General features: G+C 60.1%; 19 protein-coding genes. 12 read left to right on the plus strand and 7 right to left on the minus strand.

Annotated features, from left to right (window positions below):
* The first annotated feature begins 23 nt into the window (after positions 1-23).
* Positions 24-1,016 (plus strand): DUF2125 domain-containing protein, encoded by a 993-nt coding sequence (locus SLH47_RS19760; protein ID WP_320241959.1) that lies wholly within the window; start codon positions 24-26, stop codon positions 1,014-1,016.
* On the opposite strand, the gene SLH47_RS19765 is transcribed toward SLH47_RS19760, so the two are convergent.
* The 3 genes from SLH47_RS19765 to SLH47_RS19775 are packed head-to-tail and all read right to left on the minus strand — an operon-like array spanning position 1,013 to position 3,845.
* Positions 1,013-2,002 carry a TIGR01620 family protein gene (locus SLH47_RS19765; protein WP_320241961.1) on the minus strand — a complete coding sequence of 330 codons (990 nt, stop codon included), beginning with the start codon at positions 2,000-2,002 and terminating at the stop codon, positions 1,013-1,015. The genes SLH47_RS19760 and SLH47_RS19765 overlap by 4 nt on opposite strands.
* Positions 1,999-2,436, minus strand: a complete 438-nt coding sequence (locus SLH47_RS19770; protein WP_320241963.1) for a GNAT family N-acetyltransferase — start codon at positions 2,434-2,436, stop codon at positions 1,999-2,001. The genes SLH47_RS19765 and SLH47_RS19770 overlap by 4 nt, the downstream gene beginning before the upstream one ends.
* Positions 2,433-3,845: a YcjX family protein gene (locus tag SLH47_RS19775; RefSeq protein WP_320241965.1), complete on the minus strand. Its 1,413-nt coding sequence runs from the start codon at positions 3,843-3,845 to the stop codon at positions 2,433-2,435. Before SLH47_RS19775 ends, SLH47_RS19770 begins: the two co-directional genes overlap by 4 nt.
* Positions 3,846-3,940: 95 nt before the next feature.
* On the opposite strand from SLH47_RS19775, the gene truA reads away from it, so the two are divergent.
* The 4 genes from truA (at position 3,941) to SLH47_RS19795 (ending at position 12,142) form a co-directional block, all read left to right on the plus strand.
* Complete coding sequence (gene truA, locus SLH47_RS19780; RefSeq protein WP_320241967.1) at positions 3,941-4,717, plus strand: tRNA pseudouridine(38-40) synthase TruA; 777 nt, start codon at positions 3,941-3,943, stop codon at positions 4,715-4,717.
* Between the two features lie 131 nt (positions 4,718-4,848).
* The gene (locus SLH47_RS19785) at positions 4,849-6,597 is read left to right on the plus strand and encodes an autotransporter assembly complex family protein (RefSeq protein WP_320241969.1); all 1,749 of its coding nucleotides are present in this window, start codon (positions 4,849-4,851) and stop codon (positions 6,595-6,597) included.
* Between the two features lie 44 nt (positions 6,598-6,641).
* A complete protein-coding gene (locus SLH47_RS19790) occupies positions 6,642-10,850 on the plus strand; it encodes a translocation/assembly module TamB domain-containing protein (protein ID WP_320241970.1) in 4,209 nt (1,402 codons plus the stop codon).
* 167 nt (positions 10,851-11,017) lie between these two features.
* Positions 11,018-12,142 (plus strand): Hint domain-containing protein, encoded by a 1,125-nt coding sequence (locus tag SLH47_RS19795; protein ID WP_320241971.1) that lies wholly within the window; start codon positions 11,018-11,020, stop codon positions 12,140-12,142.
* A gap of 27 nt (positions 12,143-12,169) precedes the next feature.
* Here the strand turns inward: SLH47_RS19795 and SLH47_RS19800 are convergent, their stop codons facing one another.
* The 3 genes from SLH47_RS19800 to SLH47_RS19810 all read right to left on the minus strand — a co-directional run bounded on the left by SLH47_RS19800 (position 12,170) and on the right by SLH47_RS19810 (position 14,553).
* A complete protein-coding gene (locus tag SLH47_RS19800) occupies positions 12,170-12,568 on the minus strand; it encodes a hypothetical protein (RefSeq protein WP_320241973.1) in 399 nt (132 codons plus the stop codon).
* Positions 12,569-12,724: 156 nt separating this feature from the next.
* Positions 12,725-13,774: a Gfo/Idh/MocA family oxidoreductase gene (locus SLH47_RS19805; protein ID WP_320241976.1), complete on the minus strand. Its 1,050-nt coding sequence runs from the start codon at positions 13,772-13,774 to the stop codon at positions 12,725-12,727.
* Complete coding sequence (locus SLH47_RS19810; protein ID WP_320241978.1) at positions 13,771-14,553, minus strand: ThuA domain-containing protein; 783 nt, start codon at positions 14,551-14,553, stop codon at positions 13,771-13,773. Before SLH47_RS19810 ends, SLH47_RS19805 begins: the two co-directional genes overlap by 4 nt.
* Before the next feature lie 253 nt (positions 14,554-14,806).
* On the opposite strand from SLH47_RS19810, the gene chlG reads away from it, so the two are divergent.
* The 7 genes from chlG (at position 14,807) to SLH47_RS19845 (ending at position 22,237) form a co-directional block, all read left to right on the plus strand.
* A complete protein-coding gene (gene chlG / locus SLH47_RS19815) occupies positions 14,807-15,712 on the plus strand; it encodes a chlorophyll synthase ChlG (RefSeq protein WP_320241980.1) in 906 nt (301 codons plus the stop codon).
* 2 nt (positions 15,713-15,714) lie between these two features.
* Positions 15,715-16,995: a BCD family MFS transporter gene (locus SLH47_RS19820; protein ID WP_320241982.1), complete on the plus strand. Its 1,281-nt coding sequence runs from the start codon at positions 15,715-15,717 to the stop codon at positions 16,993-16,995.
* Positions 16,996-16,998: 3 nt separating this feature from the next.
* Positions 16,999-18,180: a geranylgeranyl diphosphate reductase gene (locus SLH47_RS19825; RefSeq protein WP_320241984.1), complete on the plus strand. Its 1,182-nt coding sequence runs from the start codon at positions 16,999-17,001 to the stop codon at positions 18,178-18,180.
* Entirely contained in the window at positions 18,177-18,710 is a 534-nt protein-coding gene (gene idi / locus SLH47_RS19830; protein ID WP_320241985.1) for an isopentenyl-diphosphate Delta-isomerase, read from the plus strand. Before SLH47_RS19825 ends, idi begins: the two co-directional genes overlap by 4 nt.
* A gap of 60 nt (positions 18,711-18,770) precedes the next feature.
* Positions 18,771-19,301 carry a gamma-glutamylcyclotransferase gene (locus SLH47_RS19835; protein ID WP_320241987.1) on the plus strand — a complete coding sequence of 177 codons (531 nt, stop codon included), beginning with the start codon at positions 18,771-18,773 and terminating at the stop codon, positions 19,299-19,301.
* 155 nt (positions 19,302-19,456) lie between these two features.
* Entirely contained in the window at positions 19,457-20,539 is a 1,083-nt protein-coding gene (locus SLH47_RS19840) for a biopolymer transporter ExbB (RefSeq protein ID WP_320242122.1), read from the plus strand.
* A gap of 3 nt (positions 20,540-20,542) precedes the next feature.
* A complete protein-coding gene (locus SLH47_RS19845) occupies positions 20,543-22,237 on the plus strand; it encodes a peptidoglycan -binding protein (protein ID WP_320241989.1) in 1,695 nt (564 codons plus the stop codon).
* A 185-nt stretch (positions 22,238-22,422) separates the two neighbouring features.
* Here the strand turns inward: SLH47_RS19845 and clpA are convergent, their stop codons facing one another.
* Positions 22,423-24,750: an ATP-dependent Clp protease ATP-binding subunit ClpA gene (clpA, locus tag SLH47_RS19850; protein WP_320241991.1), complete on the minus strand. Its 2,328-nt coding sequence runs from the start codon at positions 24,748-24,750 to the stop codon at positions 22,423-22,425.
* Between the last annotated feature and the right edge of the window lie 33 nt (positions 24,751-24,783).

A 24,783-nucleotide genomic window follows, 5' to 3' on the forward strand; every position in this document is an offset into this window, starting at 1 on the left:
CAGCGCGATGATGGAGGACGCGGATGGCCCGGTTGATCATCTGGACCCTGATTTTGGTGCTGCTTTACAGCGGCTACTGGTTCGGCGTGACCCGGACGCTTGATCAGGCGATCCGGGAGGGCGTGACACAAGCCCGCGCCGAGGGCTGGCAGGTTGACTTTGAAACGCTGGAGACCTCGGGTTTTCCAGGCGATTTTGACCTGCAAGGTCGCGACATAGACGTTGTGGCGGCCGGGAACGTTTGGGCATGGCAGGCACCCAATCTGCGCCTTTCCGCGCCGAGCCTGCAGCCAACCCGCCTTGCCGCCGAACTACCCAATACGCAGACACTGCGCCTTGGTGATCAGTCCTTCCAGATTGAAAGCGATGTGCTGGAACTAACGGCAGCGACGCAATTCAACATGGCGCTGCAATTTGATGCCGCACACATCACAGCGAAGGAGACACGCATTCGCGCGGATGCCGGTTGGCAGGCCAGTCTTGACAGTGCGACAGGTGCGCTCACCGCTACGCAGGATCAGGATCGCACCTATGATCTTGATGTGACTGCAAGCGGCATCACCTTCCCCATTTCCGTGGTTCAGCAAGTTGATCCAACTGGGACGCTGGCAAATGTGGTTGATCAGGTTGCGCTCGACGCCGCGATCACATTGGACAGGACGTTGGATCGCCACACATTTGCAGATCCAAACGACCAACCCGTGCCAGAACGGATCGTGCTGCACCAGTTCGACATGCGCTGGGGCGATATTGGCCTGCAGGCCACGGGGGCGTTCGACGTAGATGCGACCGGCGTGCCAGGCGGGCGCATCACTTTCCGTACCGCTGAATGGCAGACCATCATCGACTTGTGCGTGGCGATGGGCGTGATCGATCAAGGCGTCGCGCCGACATTATCCAACATGGCGCGCGGCATGGTTGATGCTGACGGCGTCTTGGTCGTGCCGATCACCTTTCGGGACGGCTTCATGTCAATGGGGCTGCTGCCGCTCGGACCCGCGCCGCGCTTTCACTAGCGCGGCGAAAACAGCCCGGTCAGCGCGTGCCGGACGAGCGTTGTGACCGAGGGGCGTTGTGTTGCGTGGAAAGGCAATGGGCGACAAACCTCAATCGCGGCAACGCCCACGCGCGCAGTCAGGGCACCATTGATCACCCCCTCACCAAATCGACGCGAGACTTTGGAGAGCATGCCACCCCCTGCCACAGACCCGATCAGATCATCGCCCACGGCTACAGCACCTGTCGCCACCAGATGGGTCAGCACCGTCCGCGTCAGGCGCCAACTGCCCAGCGTTCCCGACCGACCGCCATAGATCTCGGCCACGCGCCGGATCATCCGCAGATTGGCGGTGAGTGCCGCAAACACATCCGCGAGGGCCAAGGGGACGATCGCGGTCACGGTGGCAACCTGCCGGGCAGCGGCCTCTATTTCCCGCGCGGCGCGTGCGTCAAGTGGGGCCAGCAACGCCGTCTCGGCCCGGCCAATCAGCCCGTCTGCGTCCAAAACCTCTTCCCGCGCTTGCTTTAACTCCGCACGACCCCAGGATGCGTCCGCGCGATCCTTGTATAGCTGTTCCAGGGCAGTCACGACCGCGCGGGCCGCTTTAAGATCTTGGGTTTCCAGCGCGGCATTGGCCTGACGCTGCACCGCGTCCAGTTTGCGCAACCGGCCAAAGGCGGCCAGTTCCCGTATCGCCGCGATGATCAGGATCACCAGGATCAACCCAATCAGCACCGTCGCAATCCCACCCAACAGCGGCGACCGCGCGAGCAGTCCGGTCACATAGTCCCACGCCGCCAAGGAAACGACAAAGCCGGTCAGCGCCAGCGCTAATGACCAGAACCAACGCGCAAGCGGCGATGCACGGCGCGTGGCAAGTGCCGCGACCTTCTGCATCGCTTCGCCCTGCGCCAACTCATCCTCTTCGGGTACGGCCGGCGCCAAGGCGGGCTGTGCGGCCTCGGCATCTTCTAGATCAATAAGAACGGGACCACGGCTCATGAAGATCGGCTCCACTGGTAACGGATATCGGGCTGTCGTTCGGCATTGTCCTGGCCGCCAGTCATGAACGCGACCTTAAAGCCGTGCCGTGTGTAAAAACGACGCGCGCCGGTATTGGCCTGAAAACACCACAGTGCCAGATGTGCAACGCGGGCCTTCATCTGCGATAACAAGGCACTGCCAATGCCCTGCCCCCTTGCTGCGGACGCGAGGAATAGTTGGCTGATCTCGTCATCATCTCGCGCGATGAAACCCTGCACAGTGCCATGCTCCTCTGCCACAACAACGTCTTGCGACGCCACCACACCCCGGATGAAGGCGAGGTCCTCTTCCCGGCTATGCAGATCGGGGATGTAGGGCGTGTCAGCCCGCCAATCTCCCACGATGCGGGCAATCGGTGCGATATCCGCCTCCTTCGCAGCCCGCAGGATCACAGCCGATCCCCCAGCAAGAACTGCGCGGCCTTGTCGAGCCGGATATGCGGTGGCCCGTCACCGGGCCGCAGGGTCAGCGGGGCGGGTGCGAAATTCATGATGCTGTAATCCGCATCCAGCCACTTTTGCAATCCATTCCGCGCGGGACCCAGCAGATGCGCCGGATCATCAGGCAGCTTGCCGGGATAGAATGCCGCCTGTTTGCCGTTCTCCAAAAGCCGCCCGCGCACGACATCCAAAGGCCCGTCGCGATGATCAACGGTTTCCTCTACCGTGGTGCGCAAAGCGGCAATCGACATCGCGGCCGTCTGCGCGCCCGCGAAATCGGCGCGATCTTTCGCTTCGCGCAAAAGGGCCTGGGTAATGGCGGTCAGTTGGGCGTGCTGGCTGTGGTGCAGATGGTCGGCTTTGGTGGCTGCAAAAAGGATCTTCTCCACCCGCCGCCCCTGAAAGATGCGCGTGAGAAAGGCGTTCTTGCCGGGCCGAAATGCGCCAAGGATACGCGCCATGGCGCTGCGCAAATCGTCGAGGGTAGCAGGGCCTGCATGGATCGCGCCCAGCACATCGACGAGCACGATCTGCCGGTCGATCTTGGCGAAATGGTCGCGAAAGAAGGGGCGGATGATATTGCGCTTGTAGCTTTCAAAGCGCCGCTCAAACTCCCGCCCTAATGATCCGCGCGGCGTGCGCGTATCAGGCAAGGGCGCAAAGGTCAGCACCGGCGATCCTGCCAGATCACCGGGCAACAAGAACCGCCCCGGAGAGCAATCGGAAAAGCCCGCCGCGCGCGCTTCGCGCAGATGCGCGGTGAACCGTTCGGCCAAGACCTGCGCCTCAGGCTCATCCAGCCTGACGGTCGGATCAACGCCCGCGACGAGGGCCACGTAATCATCGCCGCCGGGCCGCCCCCGCGCGCGCTCAAGTGCCGCGACTGACCATTCGGCATAGCTTTGGTCCAACAGCCCCAGATCCAAAAGCCATTCGCCGGGATAATCGACGATATCGATATGCACCGTCCGTGGCCCGGAAAACCCCGACAGCAAGCCGCTGGGTTGTACGCGCAGCGACAAACGTAATTCGCTGATCTGGCGCGTACCGTCGGGCCAGGTCGGTTCTTTGGCCGTCAACCGGGCAAGATGACTTTCATAGTTAAAGCGCGGCACCGTATCGTCGGGCTGCGGCTGCAAGTAGGCCGTTTGGATCGCTCCATTTGCCGCCGCTTGAAGCTGCGGCATGCGTCCCCGATCCATCAGATTAGCCACGAGCGAGGTGATAAACACCGTCTTGCCCGCCCGGCTCAGCCCTGTCACACCCAACCGGATCACCGGATCGGAGAAAGGGGCCGTCAGCGTATCGCTGACACCTTCGACCGTCCGGGTAATCTGGTCGGCAATTGTTGTGATAACCAAAGATGCGCCTTTCGCCTGCTTTGCGGCAAGATAGGCGCGCCAGCGGGTGATGTGTAGGGATTGATTTCACGTCAGACGCCCCCTAATCGGATCAGATGCCCCGTTACGCTTTACTTGTCGAATACCACGGCGCCCCGTTTTCCGGCTGGCAGAGGCAGAGCCATCGCCCCTCCGTCCAGGGCGCGATTGAGCAGGCATTGGCCAAGCTGGAACCGGGCGAGCACACGATTGCGGCAGCTGGGCGAACAGATGCGGGCGTACACGCAACCGGTCAGGTGGCCCATTGCGATCTGACGCGGGATTGGGACCCGTTTCGACTGTCCGAAGCGCTCAATTACCATCTGAAGCCCGATCCAGTGGCAATCCTTGATTGTGCAATCGTGGCCGAGGATTGGCATGCCCGCTTCGATGCGGTTGAGCGGCAATACCTGTTCCGCCTGATATCCCGCCGGGCACCACTGACATCCGAGGCTGGGCAGATGTGGCGCGTCAACCACACACTTGATGCAGCCGCGATGCAGGCGGGTGCGGACCACTTGCTCGGCCAACATGATTTCACGACCTTCCGCTCCTCGATCTGTCAGGCCAAAAGCCCGGTCAAAACGCTTGATGAGTTACGGATTGAGGTGGTTTCACGCGCGGTCGGCACCGAATACAGGTTTCACGTACGGGCGCGGTCTTTCCTGCACAATCAGGTCCGCAGCTTTGTGGGCACGCTGGAAAGGGTGGGTGCCGGCGCGTGGCATCCCGATGACGTGGGCGCGGCCCTTGCCGCCAAAGACCGCGCAGCCTGCGGCCCCGTTAGCCCGCCCCAAGGTCTTTATCTAGCCACCGTTCGATACCCGACAGATCCGTTTGTCGCGGCAGGTTAAGACGCTCTGCCGGCCCAGAGAAGTGAATGGCCATCATCTTTCGCCTTGGGTAGACAGGGCAAAACAAGTGCGAGGGTGCGGTGGGATCACAAACGCCAAAACCGGCAAGGCCAGCGATCTGGATGTCGTGCATGGCCGTTCTTTTGGCAGGCTCCGCCTCTGCGCAAGACGTGCGACTGATTGCCGACAATGCCCGTGATGCGCTAAACGCGGCATCGCTTTTGCGCGCCCTGGATGACGACGCTGATCCGCAGGATTATGTGGCCGCAGCCCGCGCCGATTACCGGCGCCTGCTGACGGCGCTTTATGCCGAAGGGCGTTATGGCGGCACAATCTCAATCACGGTGAACGGTGTTGAGGCCGCAAATATCGACCCGCTTGATGCGCCCGTGACCGTGGATGAGGTTGTGATCCGCGTGGATGCGGGCCCGCGTTTCTCCTTCGGTGACGTGGTCATTGCACCCCTGCCCCCGTGCACGACGCTGCCCGCCGATCTTGGCCCGCGGCGGACTGCCCGCACGGAACGGGTCGAGGCCGCTGTCAGTGGCGGTCTGAGCGCATGGCGCGATCTTGGCTATCCAAAGGTGGAAGTGGCGGACCAGCGCGTTGTCGCGCGGCACGATGACCGCAAGCTGGATGTGAATGTCACCCTTGATACCGGTCCGCGCTTGCGGTTTGGCGAACTAAATATCAGCGGCAATGACGATGTGCGCACCGAGCGCATTGAAGAAATCGCAGGATTGCCAAAGGGAGAGGTCTATTCGCCCGAAGAGATCGCAAAGGCCGAGCAGCGCTTGCGTCGCGCTGGCGCCTTTGACAGCGTTGCCCTGCGCGAGGCTGACGAGGCCAACGCAGACGGCACGATTGATATCAATGCCCAAGTCAGAGAATCGCGGCCGCGCCGCAACGGTCTGGGGATTGAAGTATCCACGATCGACGGCTGGACCCTATCCGCATTCTGGATGCACCGGAACTGGCTGGGCGGCGCAGAACGGCTGCGCATCGATGGTGAGATTGCAGGGATCGACGGGCAAACCGGTGGTGCGGATTATCGGCTGCGCGGCACCTTCAGCCGCCCCGCGACGTTCAACCCCGATACAGATTTCTTCATCCGGTCCGAACTTGCGCGCGAGGATGAGCCGGAATTTCTGCTGGATAGTGCCTCGGTCGAGGTGGGGTTCTCGCGCCGTCTGACCGACGATCTGACGGTCAGCGCGGCACTGGGTCTTTTGACCGCGCGCGAAGAAACGGATGCAGGCACGCGCGAATACACCTTGCTGACCCTGCCACTGGACGCCACGCTGGAACGTCGCGATGAACCGACGGATGCGACCGAAGGTTATTTCCTGAACGCATCGCTCACCCCGTTTGTCAGCGTTGTAGGCGACGTTAATGGCGCGAGGTTCTTTGCCGACACGCGCGGCTATTACAGCTTTGGCGAAGAAGCGCAGGTCACGCTTGCCGCGCGGGGGCAGTTTGGCAGCGTCCTGAGCGCCGGCGTGGATGAGGCGCCAGCGGACTTCCTTTTCTATTCCGGTGGAGGCGGCACGGTTAGGGGACAACCGTACAACGACTTGGGGATTGACCGCATCGAAGATGGCGAGGTCATCACCTCGGGCGGCACGTCTTTTGCGGGCCTGCAACTCGAAGCGCGGTTTCGCGTGCGGCGCAACATCTCTCTTGTGACGTTTTACGACATTGGCCAGGTGGGTGATACGGCGCTACCCTTTGAGACAGGTGACTGGCATGCCGGAGCGGGTTTTGGTCTGCGGTATGATACCGGCATCGGCCCGATCCGGCTGGACCTTGCCACGCAGGCCAGCGGCGACGACGTGGGCGAAGATTTGCAAGTCTATGTGGGGATTGGGCAGGCATTTTGAGGGTTCTGGCGATCATATGGCTTCTCTTTTGGCCACTTCATCTGATGGCGCAAAGTCAGGAAGAGCAGGACAAAAGCTATCTGACGAGCCTGATCGAAGATAACCTCTCCGGCGTCAGCCGCGAAGTCAGCATCATCGGATTTCAGGGCGCGCTGAGTTCGCGCGCGACCATTGATGTGCTGACGGTGGCCGATACCGAAGGCGTATGGCTGACACTCGAAGACATCGTGCTCAGTTGGAACCGCGCGGCGCTTTTTCGCGGGGCCATTGATGTGCAGGAACTCAGCGCGGAACGTATCGTCGTCGCTCGCCCGCCTGTATCGGAGAATACCGGCCCGTCGCCCGAGGCACAGCCATTCTCGCTGCCTGAACTGCCGGTGAGCATATCGCTTGATGTCCTGAACATCGACCGGATCGAACTGGGTGAGGGATTTCTGGGTGAACCGATTGCGGTCAGCCTGACCGGCACGGCGCAGCTTAGCGGGGGTGAAGGCGCGGCCAACGTCACGGCTTTGCGGCTGGACGACAGGCAGGGCCGATTTGAGATCGACGGCGCCTATGTCAATGCGACGCGCAACCTTGATATCCTGCTGAACCTCGAAGAGGGGCCGGATGGCATCGCTGCGCGGATCATCGGATTGCCGGGACAACCTGCTGTTGGGCTGTCGATTGAGGGGAACGCCCCGCTCGATGATTTTGCCGCCACGCTTGCGATTGCAACAGATGGGCAGGACCGATTAACGGGCGACTTCGGCCTGACCGAGACCGACGCCGGTCGCACCATCGCGCTGGATGTGGGCGGCGACATTTCACCCCTCTTCGCGCCGGCTTATCGGGGCTTTTTTGGCACCGACGCCCAGCTTGTTGCCCGCGCATTACAGAGCAATGACGGGAGCGTTGATATCCCCGAGCTGGCACTTGATGCCGGTCGGGTGACACTGTCTGGCGCGTTGCAGATCGGCGCGCAAGGCTGGCCAGCGCTGATTGACCTGACGGGTGCCATCACGCCGGATGGAAATGCGCCGGTTCTTCTGCCGCTTTCGGGCCCGCGCACCTTCGTGGACGGGATGGACCTGACCATCGCCTACGACAACCGGGTTTCCGACGATTGGCGCGCCAATATCACAATTGACGGCTTCGACCGCCCCGGCCTTGGCATCGATCAATTGCGCCTGCAAGGCGGTGGGATCTTGCGCCCCGGTGAGGGGGCTAGGATCGGCGAGGTGACGGCAAACCTACAATATGGTGCAGACGGTCTGCGGTTAGATGATGCGGGCGCGGCAGAGGCATTTGGCAGCGCAATTACCGGTGATTTCGTCGCCTCGCGCACCGAAGGCGGTGAGACCGAGATCAGCCGCCTGACGCTGCAAGGCGCAGGCCTCGATGCAACCGCCGTCGCCACTATCGCCGGCCCGGATGCAGGCTTTCGCACCAATGCCACGCTCAACGCGCGCATAGCGGGACTGGAGCGGTTCTCGACATTGGTCGGGCAAGAGATTGGTGGCGGCGCCGAGCTCGGCATCCTCGCCAATATCACGCCGCTCGAGGGGCTGTTCAGTATCGTTGCGACGGGCCAGACCAACGACCTGCGCATCGGCATCCCAGAAGCTGACCGCGTGTTGGCAGGCACTGGCGACATCAGCGCATCCTTTGTCCGCGACACAGAGGGCACACGACTGGAGGTGTTGAACATCCGCACGGATGCCGCCACCTTGGACGCCAATGCCGAGATCACGAGCGATGGCATCACGGGGCAGATCGATGCGAATGTGGGTGAGCTTGGCCAGATCGTGCCCATGCTCACTGGCCCTGCCCGGATCGCGGGGCAGGTCGATACGTCCGAGACTGGCGAGATCACCTTTGCGCTGACCGGTGATGCAGCGGCCTCGGAGTTTACCACCAGCGGCATCGTCAGCCCAACTGAGACAGGACAGACCGTCAATCTGGACATTGATCTGAATGCACGTGATCTCAGCCGGTTTGCCGCATTGACAGGGCAGCCGCTCCAAGGCGCCGCCAATCTTGGTATCAATGGCGTAGTGCTGACGGACGTTCTGCGCTTTGATCTCAACCTCACGGGTAGGACGCGCAATATTGTCACGGGCATTGACCGGCTAGACCCCTTCCTGCGTGGCGTGACGCTGTTCAGTACCGAGGTTGCGCGCCCCACGGCAAACAGCCTACAGCTCAGCAACCTGTCGCTGCGCTCGCCTGCCTTGCAGGCAACGGGCGATGCTGCGGTCAGTCGCGATGGTGAGAACAGCGCCGATCTAGCGTTTCAGATCAACGACGCAGCTTTGCTTGATCCAACTCTGTCAGGCCCCATCCGCCTGACGCTCATCGCTTCGCCTGCCGAGAATGAGGCCACACAAGCCGCTTTGCGGCTGACGGGGCCTGAAACCGATGTCGCCTTTGACGGAACAATCGCACATCAGGATTACCGGATCGCCGGTGATCTGACCGCGCAGGTGGCCAATCTCGGCACCTATGCGCCTTTGATCGGTCAGCCCGTAGACGGTTCCATTGATCTGACCGCCAGTGGCGAGACGCTGCCCGATCTAAGCAGTTTTGACGCGCAAATCCGGCTACAGAGTACCGACCTTTCCGTCGGCAATCCCACAATTGATCCCTTGCTTGCAGGGACGGGCCGCATCAACGCGCAGCTTGGCCAATCTGACGGGATCCTTGCGGTGCGCACGCTTGAAATCTCAACGCGCGAGGTCTCCATAGTGGGTGCCCTGAATGGTGCAGCGGGTTTTGGCGAGGGGCTGTTTAACGCCAGTCTGCGCAACGTCGGGGTGCTGACGGATCAGGTTAGCGGCCCCATCCGCGCCACGGGAAGCGCATCGCTGGACGACGCGGGCAATTGGGGTGTCGATGCGACCGCTACCGGCCCCGGTGGCCTGTCCGCAAACGTCGCTGGCCAGTATCTAGCCGACGGCAACCTCGATCTGAATGTCGATGGAAGTGTCCTGCTCGCGCTGGCCAACCGCATCCTTGATCCCCGCCGATTGAGCGGTTTAGCCAATTTTGATCTTCAAGTAGTGGGGCCGCCGACGCTGGATGCGCTGCGCGGCCAGATCACCTTTAGTGATGGACGGCTGGCCGCGCCCAATCTGGGCGAAGCACTGGAAAACATCACCGGGCAGATCGGGCTAAATGCGGGAACCGCCCAGATCGACCTGCAAGCGCGTGTGGAAAGCGGCGGCGGCATCACGATCAACGGCCCCATCGCAATGGCACCGCCGAACAATGCGGACGTCACTTTGCGGCTGAACAATATGATCCTGCAGAACCGCCAACTGTATCGCAGTTCGATCGACGGGACCGTCACGCTCAACGGTCCGCTTCAAGGTGGCGCACGGGTCGTGGGCCGGCTGGAACTGGGTGAGACAAACGTCCGCGTGCCATCCTCTGCCATCAGCACCTTGGGCGAGTTGCCCGACGTGATCCATCTTGGTGCAAACAACGAAGTACGGCAAACGCTGGCACGTGCCGACGCTTTGGTCAGTGCTGACGGAAATGGTGAACAGGGCGCCCAACGACGGGCGCGCCGGGCCTATCCGCTTGATATCCGCATCGCTGCACCGGGGCGAATTTTTATCCGTGGGCGGGGTCTTGATGCAGAGCTTGGCGGCAACCTGCGGATTGGCGGAACATCCGCCAATGTGATCCCTGTAGGGCGATTTTCGCTTATTCGCGGTCGGATCGATATCCTGCAACAGCGTTTTGAACTCACTGAAGGCACCGCCACACTGGAAGGTGACTTCAATCCCTTTCTCAGATTGGTCGCCACAACCGAAACGGATAGCGGCACTGTCATCAACATCATTGTAGAGGGACCAGCAGGCGAACCTGAAGTGCGGTTTGAATCGGTGCCGGAGCTGCCGCAAGACGAAGTGTTGTCGCAGCTGATCTTTGGTCGCGATCTGTCCAGCATCAGCCCATTGCAGGCGGTCCAGCTTGCATCGGCCATCAGCACATTGGCCGGGCGCGGCGGCGGCGCGTTTGACCGCTTGCGCCGCAATGTGGGTCTTGATGATCTGGACATCACAACGGACGAGGAAGGCCAGACCGCCGTCCGCGCGGGGCGCTACATCTCGGACAATGTCTATACAGATGTCACCGTGACCAGCGAGGGCGAGACCGAAATCAACCTCAATCTCGACCTGTCACGCGACATCACGGCAAAAGGCAGCGTTGATCAGGATGGCGAGACCAGCCTGGGCATCTTCTTTGAGCGCGATTATTGATCAGTCTGTCGGTGTTTGAGCAAACACGCAACCATAGCAATGCTAGATGGCATCGCACTCTATCATGCCGTGCAAGCGTCACAATTCTTGCCCGAACCTGCCCTTTTGACTCCTTTTAAACACTGTCTGTTGCACATAAGAGAACATAAGCGCTTTGCGAGTGTGGCATGCCGTTTACAGATGTCATTGATGATTACACCAACGGGGCGACGGGGACCCTGACCACCAGCGATGGTCAAAGCGTTGGTTACACCGTCACCGCAAATGTCGATACGATTTCACGGCCTGGCACAGATCTGGGTGCACAGGTCACGGGGGATGGGTCACAGACAGTGACCGTCGATTTTGACGAAACGGTTCATGGCATGACCGTCAGCGTCAATCGCAGCACGCCGGGCGAGGTCTATTATCTGGTCGTTGACGGTGTGCAGGTCGATCTGAATCAGGCGATTGCCGACGGTACTGTCGAATTCACAATGTCAGGTGCCGCGACCCAGATCATCACGCCCGATGGGGGGATCAGCAGCACCGGAACATCATTTGATGGCAGCCTCGCCTCACTGCATTTCCAGTCACCTGTCAACACGATCACTATCTTTGGTGCGGGCGGCACCAGCGGCAACTGGGATCTGTTTGAAATCGGCATCGATTCCGAGGATTTCCGGATCGTCTGTTTTGCTGCCGATACGTTGCTGGATACGCCAATGGGACCGATGCGCATCGCTGACATCGGCCAGGGTGATCTGGTTTGCACCTACGACAATGGACCACGCCGGGTGCTGCAAACCAGCATGCGCCGGTTCACCCCCTTGCAGCTTCTGCAAGAAACCCGCTTGTTGCCGGTCCGGATCAAGGCGGGTGCGCTTGGTCATGGTTTACCCGTGGCGGACCTGATCGTATCGCGCCAGCATCGCATCCTGGTTGCCTCGCGCATCGCGGCTCGGCTTCTGGGCACGACAGAGGTTCTGATCCCGGCCATTCGTCTTGTTGGCTTGCCTGGCATCGATATTGATCGCTCCATGCAGCCGATCGCTTATCATCACATCCTTCTTGAGGAGCATGACATCGTTCTGGCAAATGGTGCCCCCGCTGAAAGCCTGTTTCTAGGCCCTGTCTCGGTTCAGGCACTGGATGATGAACAGCCGGAAATAGGCATGGATTTCGCGAAGGCGACGAACCCAAGCATGAAACCTGCCCGCCCCTTTCCCCTTGCCCGGCAAGCCAAAGGGGTAATCGCAGCCCATCGACGACATGGCCGCACCCTGCTGGAAGAGTTCGTCTGCATCGCGTGACCTGATCCGCGACAGCAAAGCTCTTTTTCAGGCGTGCCGATCACGCTTGCCGACCGTGTCACAATTCGGGGACAGTGCCGGACCAACAGCCGCATCAAACGCGCGCTTTCGCTCAAGCAGTGTGGCACGCGCGGCGAGATAGGCGCGAGTCAGAGCGATAAAGCTGACACCGAAGTCAGACCGCGCCTCGCAGTCGCGCATATCGGCCTCCAGCTGCAACAGATCCGTACGCGCCGCGGTGACGCCTGCCGTAGACCGATGTGCATGCGGAGGAAGCAGTTCGGCAGCAAGCGTTTCCATTTGCGAAAGCCGCTGGCTGTAGAGTGTACGCGATGTGGCATCCGGCGCATTGGCAGCCAGGGTCTGAACGACCACCATCTGATCGATCAAATCTGCCGGACCTGCAGGAATATAGATATCGGGCATTATGCATCCTCCACTTCTGCCGGCAGCCATCGATCCCGACACTAGGTCGATATTCTTTACAGAATATGTGTGCGCTTCAGTGCCGATGAGCATATCGGCCTAGCAAAGCGGATGCTTGGTGCGAAGTCAAAGGACCCACCGTACGGTGGTCAGACGCTAGACCACTTGATCGCGCGCGCTTTGTGTGTCTGAGACAACGGCAAGGTCAAGCACGCGCTGCAAATCAGCGCCGCGCTGGAAATCCGGCGCGACTGGCGTGCCATTTCGGATTGCCGCGATGAAACGCGTGTAATTCGTCTCAACTTCCGGTGTCGGGATATCAGCCCAGGTGCCGCTGACCAGATGATCGCCAAGGCAGGCACGCAAGGTGCTGCGCCATTGCTCAAACCGCACATCCAGCCCGCCCTTCGTACCAAAGAGCCGCAAGCGCAGGTCGTTGATATGCCCACCGGCAAAGCGGCTCGCGTGGATCACGCCGACGGCGCCGTTCTGCAATGCCAGATGCATGGCCATACTGTCATTCGCATCCAGGATGTAGTCGCCGATCTTGCCACCCTCGGCCTTGTCAAAGGTCTTCAGCCGGCAAGAGACCTTTGCAGTATCGGCACCTGCAGCAAAGGTCGCATAGTCGAGAATATGGACCCCGACATCGCCTAAAACGCCCATGGATCCATGCGCGGTCGAGAGGCGCCAGAGCCACTGATCCTCGGTCCGCCAATCGCCCCAGGACGCCTGGTTGAGCCAACTTTGCAGATAAGACGCCTCAAAATGCCGGACGTCGCCAATCTGTCCTTCGGCAACAATCGTGGCGGCCTGCATCAGCGCAGGGACATTGCGGTAGGTCAGGTTGACCATGTTCACAATGCCCGCATCCTTGGCCGCTGCCGCCATCTCCCTTGCATCTGCCGTGTTCGTCGCGAGTGGTTTTTCACACAAGACATGCTTGCCCGCAGCCAGAAACGGCATCGTGGTGCGGTGATGGATGCCATCTGGTGTCACCACGGAAACCGCGTCGAACGCGTCCCAGGCCAGCGCTTGATCGACGCTGTCGAAAGCATGTTTGATGCCGTATTTGGCGTTGAAGCTGTGCAGGTTGTCGGGGTTGGGATCAACGCTGCCAACGACACTCACACCATCCATCGCCACAAAGGCGTCGGCGTGATCATTGGCCATCGTACCGGTGCCCACGATCAGAACACGGATCATCGGAACCCCTCTTCCCCGTCCTGATGCAGGCGGGGGCCGCGCTCTTCGATGGGCTCCAAAGCTTGGTCAACCGGGACATTCGGCGCGTCCCCAACACCAATCACACGCGGCGCCGGGTTGTAAGCCCAGCGCACGGCGTTCTGCAGCACCTTCTGGACATTTGTGTCATGATAGGTCGGATAGGTCTCATGCCCCGGGCGGAAGTAAAACACGTTGCCCGCGCCACGCTTGTAGGTCAGGCCCGAGCGGAAGACCTCGCCGCCCTGAAACCAGCTGACGAACACCGTCTCAAGCGGTTCTGGCACGCCAAAGGGCTCGCCATACATCTCTTCGTGTTCCAGTTCAAAATGGTTGGGCAGGCCCGCGGCAATCGGATGGTTGCGAGAGGTGACCCAAAGCCGCTCGCGCTCCCCCGCCTCGCGCCAGGTCAGGTCGCAGGGCGTACCCATAAGCCGTTTGAAGATTTTCGCAAAATGCGCTGAATGCAATAGGATCAGCCCCATGCCTGCATGGACGTGTGCGGCGACCCTGTCAACAACCGCATCCTCCACATCGCCATGGGCCGCATGGCCCCACCAGAGCAAGACATCCGTCTTCGCCAACCGTGCGTCGGGCAGACCATGTTCGGGCTCTTGTAGCGTTGCGGTTGAGGCGTCGATGCCACCTTCCCGCAGGCAAGCGGCAATGGTGCTGTGCATGCCATCAGGATAGAGCGACGACACAATTTCATTGGTCTGCTCATGCACGTTTTCACCCCAAACTACAGCACGAATCGTCATATGGGATCCTCCATCCAAAGCGCTTTGAACGGCACGTTGCGACCATCCGCAGATGAACGCAAGAGGCGAAAGAGCACGCGGCTTCACAAACCAAAAGGTTTTGGCTGCCCTCAGTTTTGCGTCATTTTGTAGGGGCTATTTGGGCATACAGGCATTCTCGGTTCCGACCACATCTGTCAGAGCGACAACTTGGCACAGTGTCACAGTGGCTTTACACTTGCCCTCTGCCACACTGTCACACTAGACTGACAGAATGAGTGTCACGTCTGATTTACACCTGGATCAACCGACGCGCCGCTGGCCTGAACCGCGTGCGACACTTACGCTGCTCAAACCTCACACATGGTTTCCGCCGATGTGGGCGTATCTTTGCGGGGTGGTCTCTGCCGGGTTCAGCCCGGCGGGCAACTGGTTTCTGATCATTCTGGGCGTTGTGCTGGCCGGCCCGATCGTGTGCGGGATGAGCCAGGCCGCCAATGATTGGTGCGACCGGCATGTGGATGCGATCAACGAACCTGACCGTCCGATTCCTTCGGGCCGCATTCCCGGACGCTGGGGGCTTTACATCGCGCTGGCAATGACCGCGTTGGGTCTTGTTGTCGGCTATCAGCTGGGGTCATGGGGTTTTGGCGCGACCATTCTGGCCGTGATGGCCGCATGGGCCTATTCGGCAGAGCCGATCCGCGCCAAGAAATCCGGCCTTTGGGGGCCTGGCCTGTGTGGCCTTGCCTATGAGACGCTGCCATGGATCACAGGCGCCGCCGTGATCAGCGCAGGCGCACCCAGCCCACAGACGATCCTGATCGCTGTGCTTTATGGGCTTGGCGCGCATGGGATCATGACGCTGAACGATTTCAAGGCGATCGAAGGGGACCGCGCGATGGGCCTGCGGTCTCTGTCCGTCACGCTTGGTCCGGACCGCGCGGCACGCGTCGCCTGTTGGGTCATGGCGGTGCCGCAGGCACTGGTGATCGGGCTTTTGATCGTCTGGGATCATCCGCTCCATGCGCTGGGTGTGGCCGCAATGCTGGCCGTGCAAGTGGGCGCGATGCGCGTTCTGCTGCGCGATCCCGAAGGCAAGACGCCCTGGTATCAGGGCATGGGCATTCTTTTCTACATCAGCGGCATGATGATCACCGCAACAGCCTTGGGGGGCTGAAGATGACATTATCCTGGTTTCAAATCTTCCGGCTTGGCCTCGTGCAGATGGCGCTTGGCGCGATTGTGGTGCTGACAACATCGACCCTGAACCGTTTGATGGTGGTTGAGCTTTCATTACCCGCAATCCTGCCGGGCCTGCTGGTTGGTCTGCATTACGGCATCCAGCTGACCCGCCCGCATTGGGGGTTCTATTCCGACACAGGCGGCCATCGGACACGCTGGATCATCGGCGGGATGGTGGCCCTTGCCATCGGTGCATTCCTCGCCGCTTGTGGGGTTCTGGCTTTTGAGACGTCATTTGCCGTAGGTCTGACCGTATCGCTCATCGCCTATACGCTGATCGGCTTGGGCGTTGGCGCGTCTGGCACATCGCTGCTGGCGCTCCTTGCCACGACCACAGCACCGCACCGCCGCGCCGCCGCCGCAACGATCACATGGCTGATGATGATCCTGGGGATTGCAGCCACAGCGGGCATCGTGGGCCAATTCATTGACCCCTACACACCGCAACTCCTGCTGCGGATTGTGGCCATCGTCGTGACAACAGCCACTCTGGTAACCTGCCTCGCCGTATGGCGGATCGAGCGGAACCTGATCGCCATCCGCGAACCCGATCCGACCCCGTTCATGGAGGGCCTGCGCGAAGTCTGGGGCGAACGTAAAGCGCGCAACTTCACCATCTTCGTCTTCCTCTCGATGACCGCCTATTTCATGCAGGAACTGATCCTTGAGCCTTATGCAGGCCTTGTCTTTGGTTTCACACCCGGCGAGTCCACCTCCCTCTCGGGCGCCCAGAACGGCGGCGTTTTCATCGGCATGCTCGCCGTCGGGATTATGGCCACAGGTCTGAAAATCGGGTCGTTGCGCAATTGGGTTGTGGCGGGCTGTCTCGGCTCTGCCGGATCGCTGGCGCTGATCACGTTCCTTGGCCCCATGGGTGCCGGCGCGCCAATCACATATGCCGTCATGCTGCTCGGCTTCTTTAACGGCATGTTCGCGGTCGCGGCCATCGGATCGATGATGGCGCTCGCCGCCCAAGGGAAAGAGCGACGTGAAGGCACACGGATGGGTCTTTGGGGGGCCGCACAGGCGATTGCCGCCGGGTTCGGCGGCCTCATCGGTGCTGGCATGGTCGACATCCTGCGCACCAGCATGACCGACACGCAGGCCTTTGGAAGCGTCTTTATCGCAGAGGCCGCGCTTTTCATCGCCGCCGCAGCGATGGCCGCAAAAATCATGGACCGCAAAATGCCCAAAGCCACCCTCGTTCCGGGAGAGTAAGAGATGCAATATGATGTTGTTGTTGTGGGCGCAGGCCCTTCCGGAGCCACAGCCGCCGAGGACCTTGCAAGGTCCGGGCACAAGGTCGCGTTTCTCGACCGCGAGGGGCGGATCAAGCCATGTGGCGGGGCGATCCCCCCGCGGCTGATCAGCGATTTCCACATCCCCGACGATCAACTCGTGGCCAAGGTCAACACCGCCCGCATGATCTCACCTACGGGTCGGCAGGTGGATATCCCGATTGAAAACGGCTTTGTCGGCATGGTCGACCGGGAGCATTTCGACGAATTCCTGCGGGTGCGCGCGAAGGAGGCGGGCGCACATCGTTACAGCGGGACCTTCACCAAGATCGTCCGCGATGATGACGGCACGCACGTTGTTTACCGCGACAAGATCAGCGGTAATGAACTGCAACTGAACACAAAGCTCGTGATCGGGGCCGATGGCGCGCGGTCAAACGTCGCACGCGCCGAGGTGCCGGGCGGCGATACGATCCCATACGTGATCGCCTATCACGAGATTATCGAGGCACCCGCGCCCAACGCAACCTATGACCCAAAACGCTGTGACGTGGTCTATGACGGCAGGATTTCGCCGGACTTTTACGGCTGGGTCTTCCCCCATGGCTCGCAGGCGAGCGTGGGCATGGGGTCCATGGTCAAATCGGTAGATGTCAAACAGGCCACGGCTGATCTGCGCGCCGCATCAGGCCTTGCCGAATGTCCGACAATCCGCAAGGAAGGTGCCCCTATCCCTTTGAAACCATTGGACCGATGGGACAACGGCAAGGACGTTGTGCTAGCCGGGGATGCGGCAGGTGTCGTCGCCCCGTCATCTGGCGAAGGCATCTATTACGCGATGGTCGGCGGGCGGGTCGCCGCCACTGCCGCAGCGGCCACTTTGGCATCAGGGCGTGTAAAGGATTTGCAACTGGCACGGAAACTTTTCATGCGCGAACACAAGCAAGTCTTCCGGGTTTTGGGGGCCATGCAAAACGCTTACTACCGCAGCGACGAACGGCGCGAGCGGTTTGTCTCCCTGTGTCATGATGTCGACGTGCAAAAGCTGACCTTTGAGGCGTATATGAACAAAAAACTCGTAAAGGCTCGGCCCATGGCGCATCTCAAAATCGGCATAAAGAACCTGGCGCATCTGACGCGCCTTGTTTCGCCGTTGCGCACATGAGCATCATGATCCCGGCCTGGGAAAACGGCGTACTGAAACCGGTTGAAAAGCTTGAGGCGCATCAGCGCGGGCTCAAACACAAGGCTGTCAGTGTCTTTGTGATGAACAGGGGCCGCGTGCTGATCCAGCAGCGCGCGATGGGCAAGTATCACACGCCCGGTCTGTGGGCGAATACCTGCTGCACCCATCCTGAATGGGATGAGGACCCAGCCGATTGCGCAGTGCGTCGCCTGCGCGAGGAATTGGGGATCAAAGGCCTCTATCCCAGCTATCGCGATCAGATCGAATACCGCGCCGATGTCGGCGGTGGGATGATCGAACATGAAGTGGTTGAGGTTTTCGTGGCCGACGCGCCCGGCGGCGTGAAGCTCGACCCCAATCCGGATGAGGTGATGGCGACGAAATGGGTCGATTTTTATGATCTCTCTGCAGATGTCGCGCGTCATCCGGGGCAATATACGCCATGGTTGCGGATTTACCTTGAAGAGCATCAATCAGCCATCTTTGGGAACCTGATGCGCGTCGTCTGACCCCTCCCGCGTGACAAGACCGCCGCGGCTTTGTAAGACGCCGGGCGAAAGGGAATTGTCATGTCACTTTGGGTTTTCGGGTATGGGTCGCTCTTGTGGGATCCCGGCTTTACGCCTGTGCGGCAGGTCAAGGCACGCCTGCACGACTATCACCGCAGCTTTTGCATGCTCTCGATCCACCATCGCGGGTCCGAGGCCGAGCCGGGCCTTGTCCTCGCATTGGACAAGGACCCTGGCGGGCAATGCACCGGCATCGCCTTTCAGGTTGCCCAAGATGAAGAAGAAAGCGTTCTCGCCAGCTTGCGCGAACGCGAACTGATCTCATCCGCCTATTACGAAGACCACGTCAATCTGGTCTCGGATGCCGGGGAGGATATCGAAGCGCTGGCCTACATCATCAACCGCGACCATCGCCAATACTGCCAGTTCGATCTTGAGAAACAGGCCCAGATGATTGCCCATGCAGTGGGCGGGCGTGGCCCGAATACCGAGTATCTTTACAACACAACCGCCCATCTGGCCGAGATGGGCATTCGCGACGATGATATGGCCTGGCTGACAGAGCGGGTGCGTGCCCTCACAGCAACATGATGCAGACCTTAATTTATTTGGGTTTGCCGATGGGCGGCTCTATGATGCTATCGGGGCAAAGACAGAACACCATATAAGGATGCCCTCCCTTGTCGGAAAAACGGGTACGTAAGGCACAACCGCAGTTCTCACAACCGATCCGCCAGATCCTGTTCATGCTGACAGTGCTTGGGCTGGTGGGGGCCGGGCTTTATCTGGGGCAGGCCCAGATCATCGCGATCTACAACTCCAACCCCTATCTGAACGGCGTCATTCTGGCGGTGTTCGTCCTTGGGGTGTTGTCCTGCATCAATCAGGTGTTTCTGCTGATCAAATCGGTCCGCTGGATCGAACGTTTCGCGAATGAGGCAGGCGGGCATAGCTATGTCGCCGCGCCGTCACTGCTCGCGGCACTGGCCACTTTGCTACGGTCGCGCGGGGCGCGGACACAGATTTCATCCACCTCGGCGCGGTCGATCCTTGATACCGTCGGACAGCGGATCGACGAAGACCGCGAGATTACGCGCTATATCGGTAACGTTCTGATTTTCCTTGGCCTTTTGGGAACCTTTTATGGGCTCGCGACCACGGTGCCTGCGCTGGTCGAAACGATCCGCTCGCTCAATCCCGGCGATGGCGAAGATGGTGCCGACATTTTTGCACGCCTGCAATCTGGCCTTGAAAGCCAGCTTGACGGGATGGGCACCGCCTTTTCCAGCTCGCTTCTAGGTCTTGCCGGGTCGCTGATCGTGGGCTTGCTGGAGCTCTTCGCCGGTCACGGCCAGAACCGCTTCTATCGCGAGCTTGAGGAATGGCTGTCAACGATCACCCGTGTGGGCATTGACGGCGACGAAGGCACAGGCGCCGATAGTGGTGTGATGGGCGCTTTTGTTGATCAACTGGGTGAGTTGATGGACACGATCCAGATGATGATGGGTCAGACAGACGCGGATCGTGAGGATACGGATAAGCGCTTTGCGACGCTGGCTGCGGCGGTCGAACGGCTGGCGCAGGCCAATGTGACGCAAGGCAGTCAAGATCTGTTGACACGTGTGGCCGAGGGCCAGGAAGCACTGATCAAGAAACTCGACGACAGCGGGATGGACGGGATCGATGCGGAAAGCCGCATGCGCCTGCGCTCCATTGACGTGCAGCTTTTGCGCATCCTCGAAGAACTGTCCGCTGGTCGGCAAGAGACCATTGGCGATCTGCGCGGCGACATCGCCACGCTCGCCAGCGCCATTCGTGAACGGGGCTAGGCCATGGCGCTGAGCCGCAGGTCATCGAACAGGTTCCAGAACGCGATCTGGCCTGGTTTCGTGGATGCGATGACGGGGCTTCTGCTGGTCCTGATGTTCGTGTTGACGATCTTTATGGTGATCCAGTTTGTCTTACGCGAAACGATTACGGGGCAGGAAAGCGAGCTGGACCTTCTGACCAACGAAGTGGCGGCATTGACCAGCACATTAGGTCTGGAGCGTGCACGCTCTGCCGCACTTGACTTGGATCTGGACGCAGCCAACGCTCTGGCGCAACAGCAATCTGGCCGCATCGCCGCCCTGATTGCCGAGCGCGACGCGCAAGGCGCCGCACTCGCCGAGGCCCGCAGCCAGATCACGGAATTCGAGGCGCAGGTGGCTGGGTTGCTGGCCGAGCGCAGCGAAGCGTTGACCAGCATCGCAGGGTTGGAGGCTGAACAAGAACGCCTGTTGTCTGAACAAGAGGCGCTGAACCTCGCCTTGGCGCAGGCCCGCACCGAAATCGACGAAGGCACCGAGGCCGCCCGCCTTGCCGCCGCACGGCGTGAGGCGCTTGAGGCGTTGATTGCTGATCTGGAGACCGAGAACGACGCCAATACTGCGCGGATCACCGAATTGGAAGCCGGACAACTCGCCGATGCCGCTGCGGCGGAGGCTTTGCGCGAACGGCTGGCCAATGCCGATACGGAATTGACCGCGATGACGCTGAACCTTGAAGAACAACGGCAGGAGGCGGAAGAGACGCTGACACTGCTTGCTGCGGCACGGGCAGCGCAGGCGGAACTGGAAGCACTGCAAGGGACGTTGGATGCCGAAAATGACGACCTTTTGCGGCAACTGGCCGAGGCCCGGGCGGCCTTAGCGACGCAAACCGCCAACGCCAGTGCGGCCGAAGAGCAGGCCGTGCTCTTGGCACTGGCAAATGAACAACTCGCCGCGCAAGAGGCTGTGTCCGCCGAAAGCCAGCGTCAAGTTGCATTGCTGAACGCTCAGATCACAGAATTGCGCGGTCAGGTCGGCAATTTGCAGTCGCTTCTGAACCTCGCCGAAGAGTCAGACCGCGAAGCGCAGGTGCAGATTGAGACCTTGGGCGCGCAATTGAACACCGCTCTGGCTCGCGTAGCGTCCGAGGAACGTCAGCGCCGCGCACTAGAAGAGGCCGAGCGTATTCGGCTGGAAGCCGAGGCTGCGCGGCTGGAAGAAGAAGCGGAGCGTTTGGCGGCTGAGGCCGAGAACCTTTCGCGCTTTAAATCCGATTTCTTCGGACAATTGCGCGACGTGCTGGAAGGTCAGGATCGGGTGCGGATCGAAGGGGACCGCTTCATCTTCGCATCCGAGGTGCTGTTCCAACCGGGACGTGCGCAGCTTTCGCCTGCCGGTCAGGCCGAGATTGCCAATATCGCCGATATCCTGCGCAGCATCGCCAACGATATTCCACCCGGCATCGACTGGGTGATCCGCGTTGACGGTCACACCGACAACATCCCTGTCAGTGCCGGCAGCCGATACCGGGATAACTGGGAACTGAGCCAGGCGCGTGCATTGTCAGTCGTCCGCTTCATGTCGGATGACTTGGGCATTGCACCCGAGCGCCTGGCGGCGAACGGGTTTGGCGAGTACCAACCGCTCAATCCGGCGAATACGCCTGAAGCCCGCGCGCAAAACCGGCGGATTGAACTCAAGCTGACAGAACGCTGACGCAGATTTTCCGCTTCTTCCGAGTGTGCCAGGTTTTTCCAAAAAAATCTGGGCAAAATCCTTTGAAGGATTTTAGCGCTTCATCACCAAATGCAGGGTAAAGACAAATGCTCAGCGTGAACAACGACGGGCCATAAAATAGCGGCACCGGAGAGGCGCCGCTTTTTTGTCAGTTTGTCCAGTGGTCAATCAGCCGTCAGCAAAGGCGGCTTGTCACCACGATCGGTAATCTTGCCCTGCTCAGGCTCGACATATTTCAGGTCCAGTGCACCTTTCTTGACGCCAACTTTCACAATGCCACCTTTCACCAGCTTGCCAAAGAGCAGTTCCTCCGCCAGCGGCTTTTTGATGTTTTCCTGGATCACGCGGCCCAATGGACGGGCGCCCATCTTGCTATCGTAGCCTTTGTCGGCGAGCCATTCGGCAGCAGCAGGTGTCAGTTCGATATGCACGTTGCGGTCGATCAACTGCGCCTCTAGCTGAAGCACGAATTTCTCGACCACCTGCATGATGACCTCTTTCGGCAAGGCACCGAACGAGATGACCGCGTCCAGACGATTGCGGAACTCCGGTGTGAAGGTCCGTTCAATCGCGGCCGTATCCTCACCCTCGCGGCTTTCGCGACCAAAGCCCAACGCGTTCTTTGACATCTCTGCGGCACCCGCATTCGAGGTCATGATGATGATCACATTGCGGAAATCGGTTGTCCGCCCGTTATGGTCGGTCAGTTTCCCGTGATCCATGACCTGCAGCAGGATGTTATAGACATCCGGATGGGCCTTTTCCATCTCATCAAGCAGCAACACGCAATGCGGGTTCTGATCAACGCCATCAGTCAGCATGCCGCCCTGATCGAAGCCGACATAGCCCGGAGGCGCGCCAATCAGACGGCTGACCGCGTGCTTTTCCATGTATTCCGACATATCGAAGCGCAGCAGTTCAACACCCAGAGTGCTCGCCAATTGCTTCGCGACCTCTGTCTTACCCACACCGGTTGGTCCGGCGAAGAGGTAGTTGCCGATGGGCTTTTCGGGCTCACGCAGACCCGCGCGGGCCAATTTGATGGCCGATGATAGCGCCTCAATCGCGTTATCCTGGCCAAAGACGACCCGCTTGAGCGTCTTTTCGAGATCCTTCAGAACTTCAGCGTCATCCTTGCTGACATTCTTGGGCGGAATGCGGGCGATCTTGGCCACGACATTCTCAATCTCTTTGGCACCGATCGTCTTTCGGCGCTTGCTTTCGGTCACCAGATGCTGAGCCGCGCCCGCCTCATCGATCACGTCAATGGCTTTGTCTGGTAGCTTGCGGTCATTGATATAACGCGCGGACAGTTCCACAGCCGTCTTGATTGCATCAGCCGTATATTTGATGCTGTGATGCTCTTCAAAATATGGCTTCAACCCTTGCAGGATCTTGATTGCATCCGGCACCGAAGGCTCGGTCACATCGATTTTCTGGAACCGGCGCGACAATGCGCGGTCCTTCTCGAAATGCTGGCGGAACTCTTTATAGGTGGTCGAGCCCATGCAGCGCAGCTTGCCGCCCTGCAAAGCCGGTTTCAGCAGGTTGGATGCATCCATCGCACCGCCCGATGTCGCACCTGCACCGATGACCGTGTGAATCTCATCGATGAAAAGCACCGCATCTTTGTGATTTTCCATCTCGGTCATCACAGCCTTCAGGCGTTCCTCAAAGTCGCCGCGGTAGCGGGTTCCGGCCAGCAAAGCACCCATATCGAGACTGTAGATGGTCGCTGAAGACAGCACTTCGGGCGTTTCGCCATTCACGATCTTGAACGCAAGACCTTCGGCAATCGCCGTCTTGCCCACGCCGGGATCACCGACCAAGAGCGGATTGTTCTTGCGGCGGCGGCACAGAACCTGAATGCAGCGTTCCACCTCATGCGCGCGACCTATCAATGGGTCAACATCGCCCTTCGTCGCCTTGGCGTTCAGATCGACGCAGTATTTTGCAAGCGCGCTTTCCTTTTCATCGCTCTCACTGCCGACATTCACCGTCTCAGAGTCTTCGGGCGTACCAGTCACGGGGCGCGATTCCCCGAACGCTGGGTCTTTTGCCACGCCATGGGCGATGAAATTAACGGCGTCATAGCGGGTCATATCCTGTTCTTGCAGGAAATAGGCCGCGTTGCTTTCGCGTTCCGCAAAGATCGCAACCAACACATTCGCACCGGTGACTTCATTGCGGCCGGAGGATTGCACATGGATCGCCGCACGCTGAATAACGCGCTGGAAAGCGGCAGTCGGCACAGCCTCGGACCCTTCAACATCCGTGATCAGGGTCGACAGATCATCGTCGATGAACTCTTCAAGATCCTTGCGCAGTTCATCAAGATTGACCGAGCAGGCGCGCATCACACGGGCCGCATCTGGTTCATCAATCAGCGCAAGAAGCAGGTGTTCCAGTGTCGCCAGCTCATGACGACGTTCGTTTGCAAGCGCCAGGGCCCCATGAATGGACTGCTCGAGTGTTGTCGAAAATGATGGCACGTCTTGTGCTCCTTCATATCGGGGGTCAGCCTG

The organism is Cognatiyoonia sp. IB215182 (genome assembly GCF_033963905.1).
In the GTDB taxonomy this organism is placed as follows: domain Bacteria; phylum Pseudomonadota; class Alphaproteobacteria; order Rhodobacterales; family Rhodobacteraceae; genus Yoonia.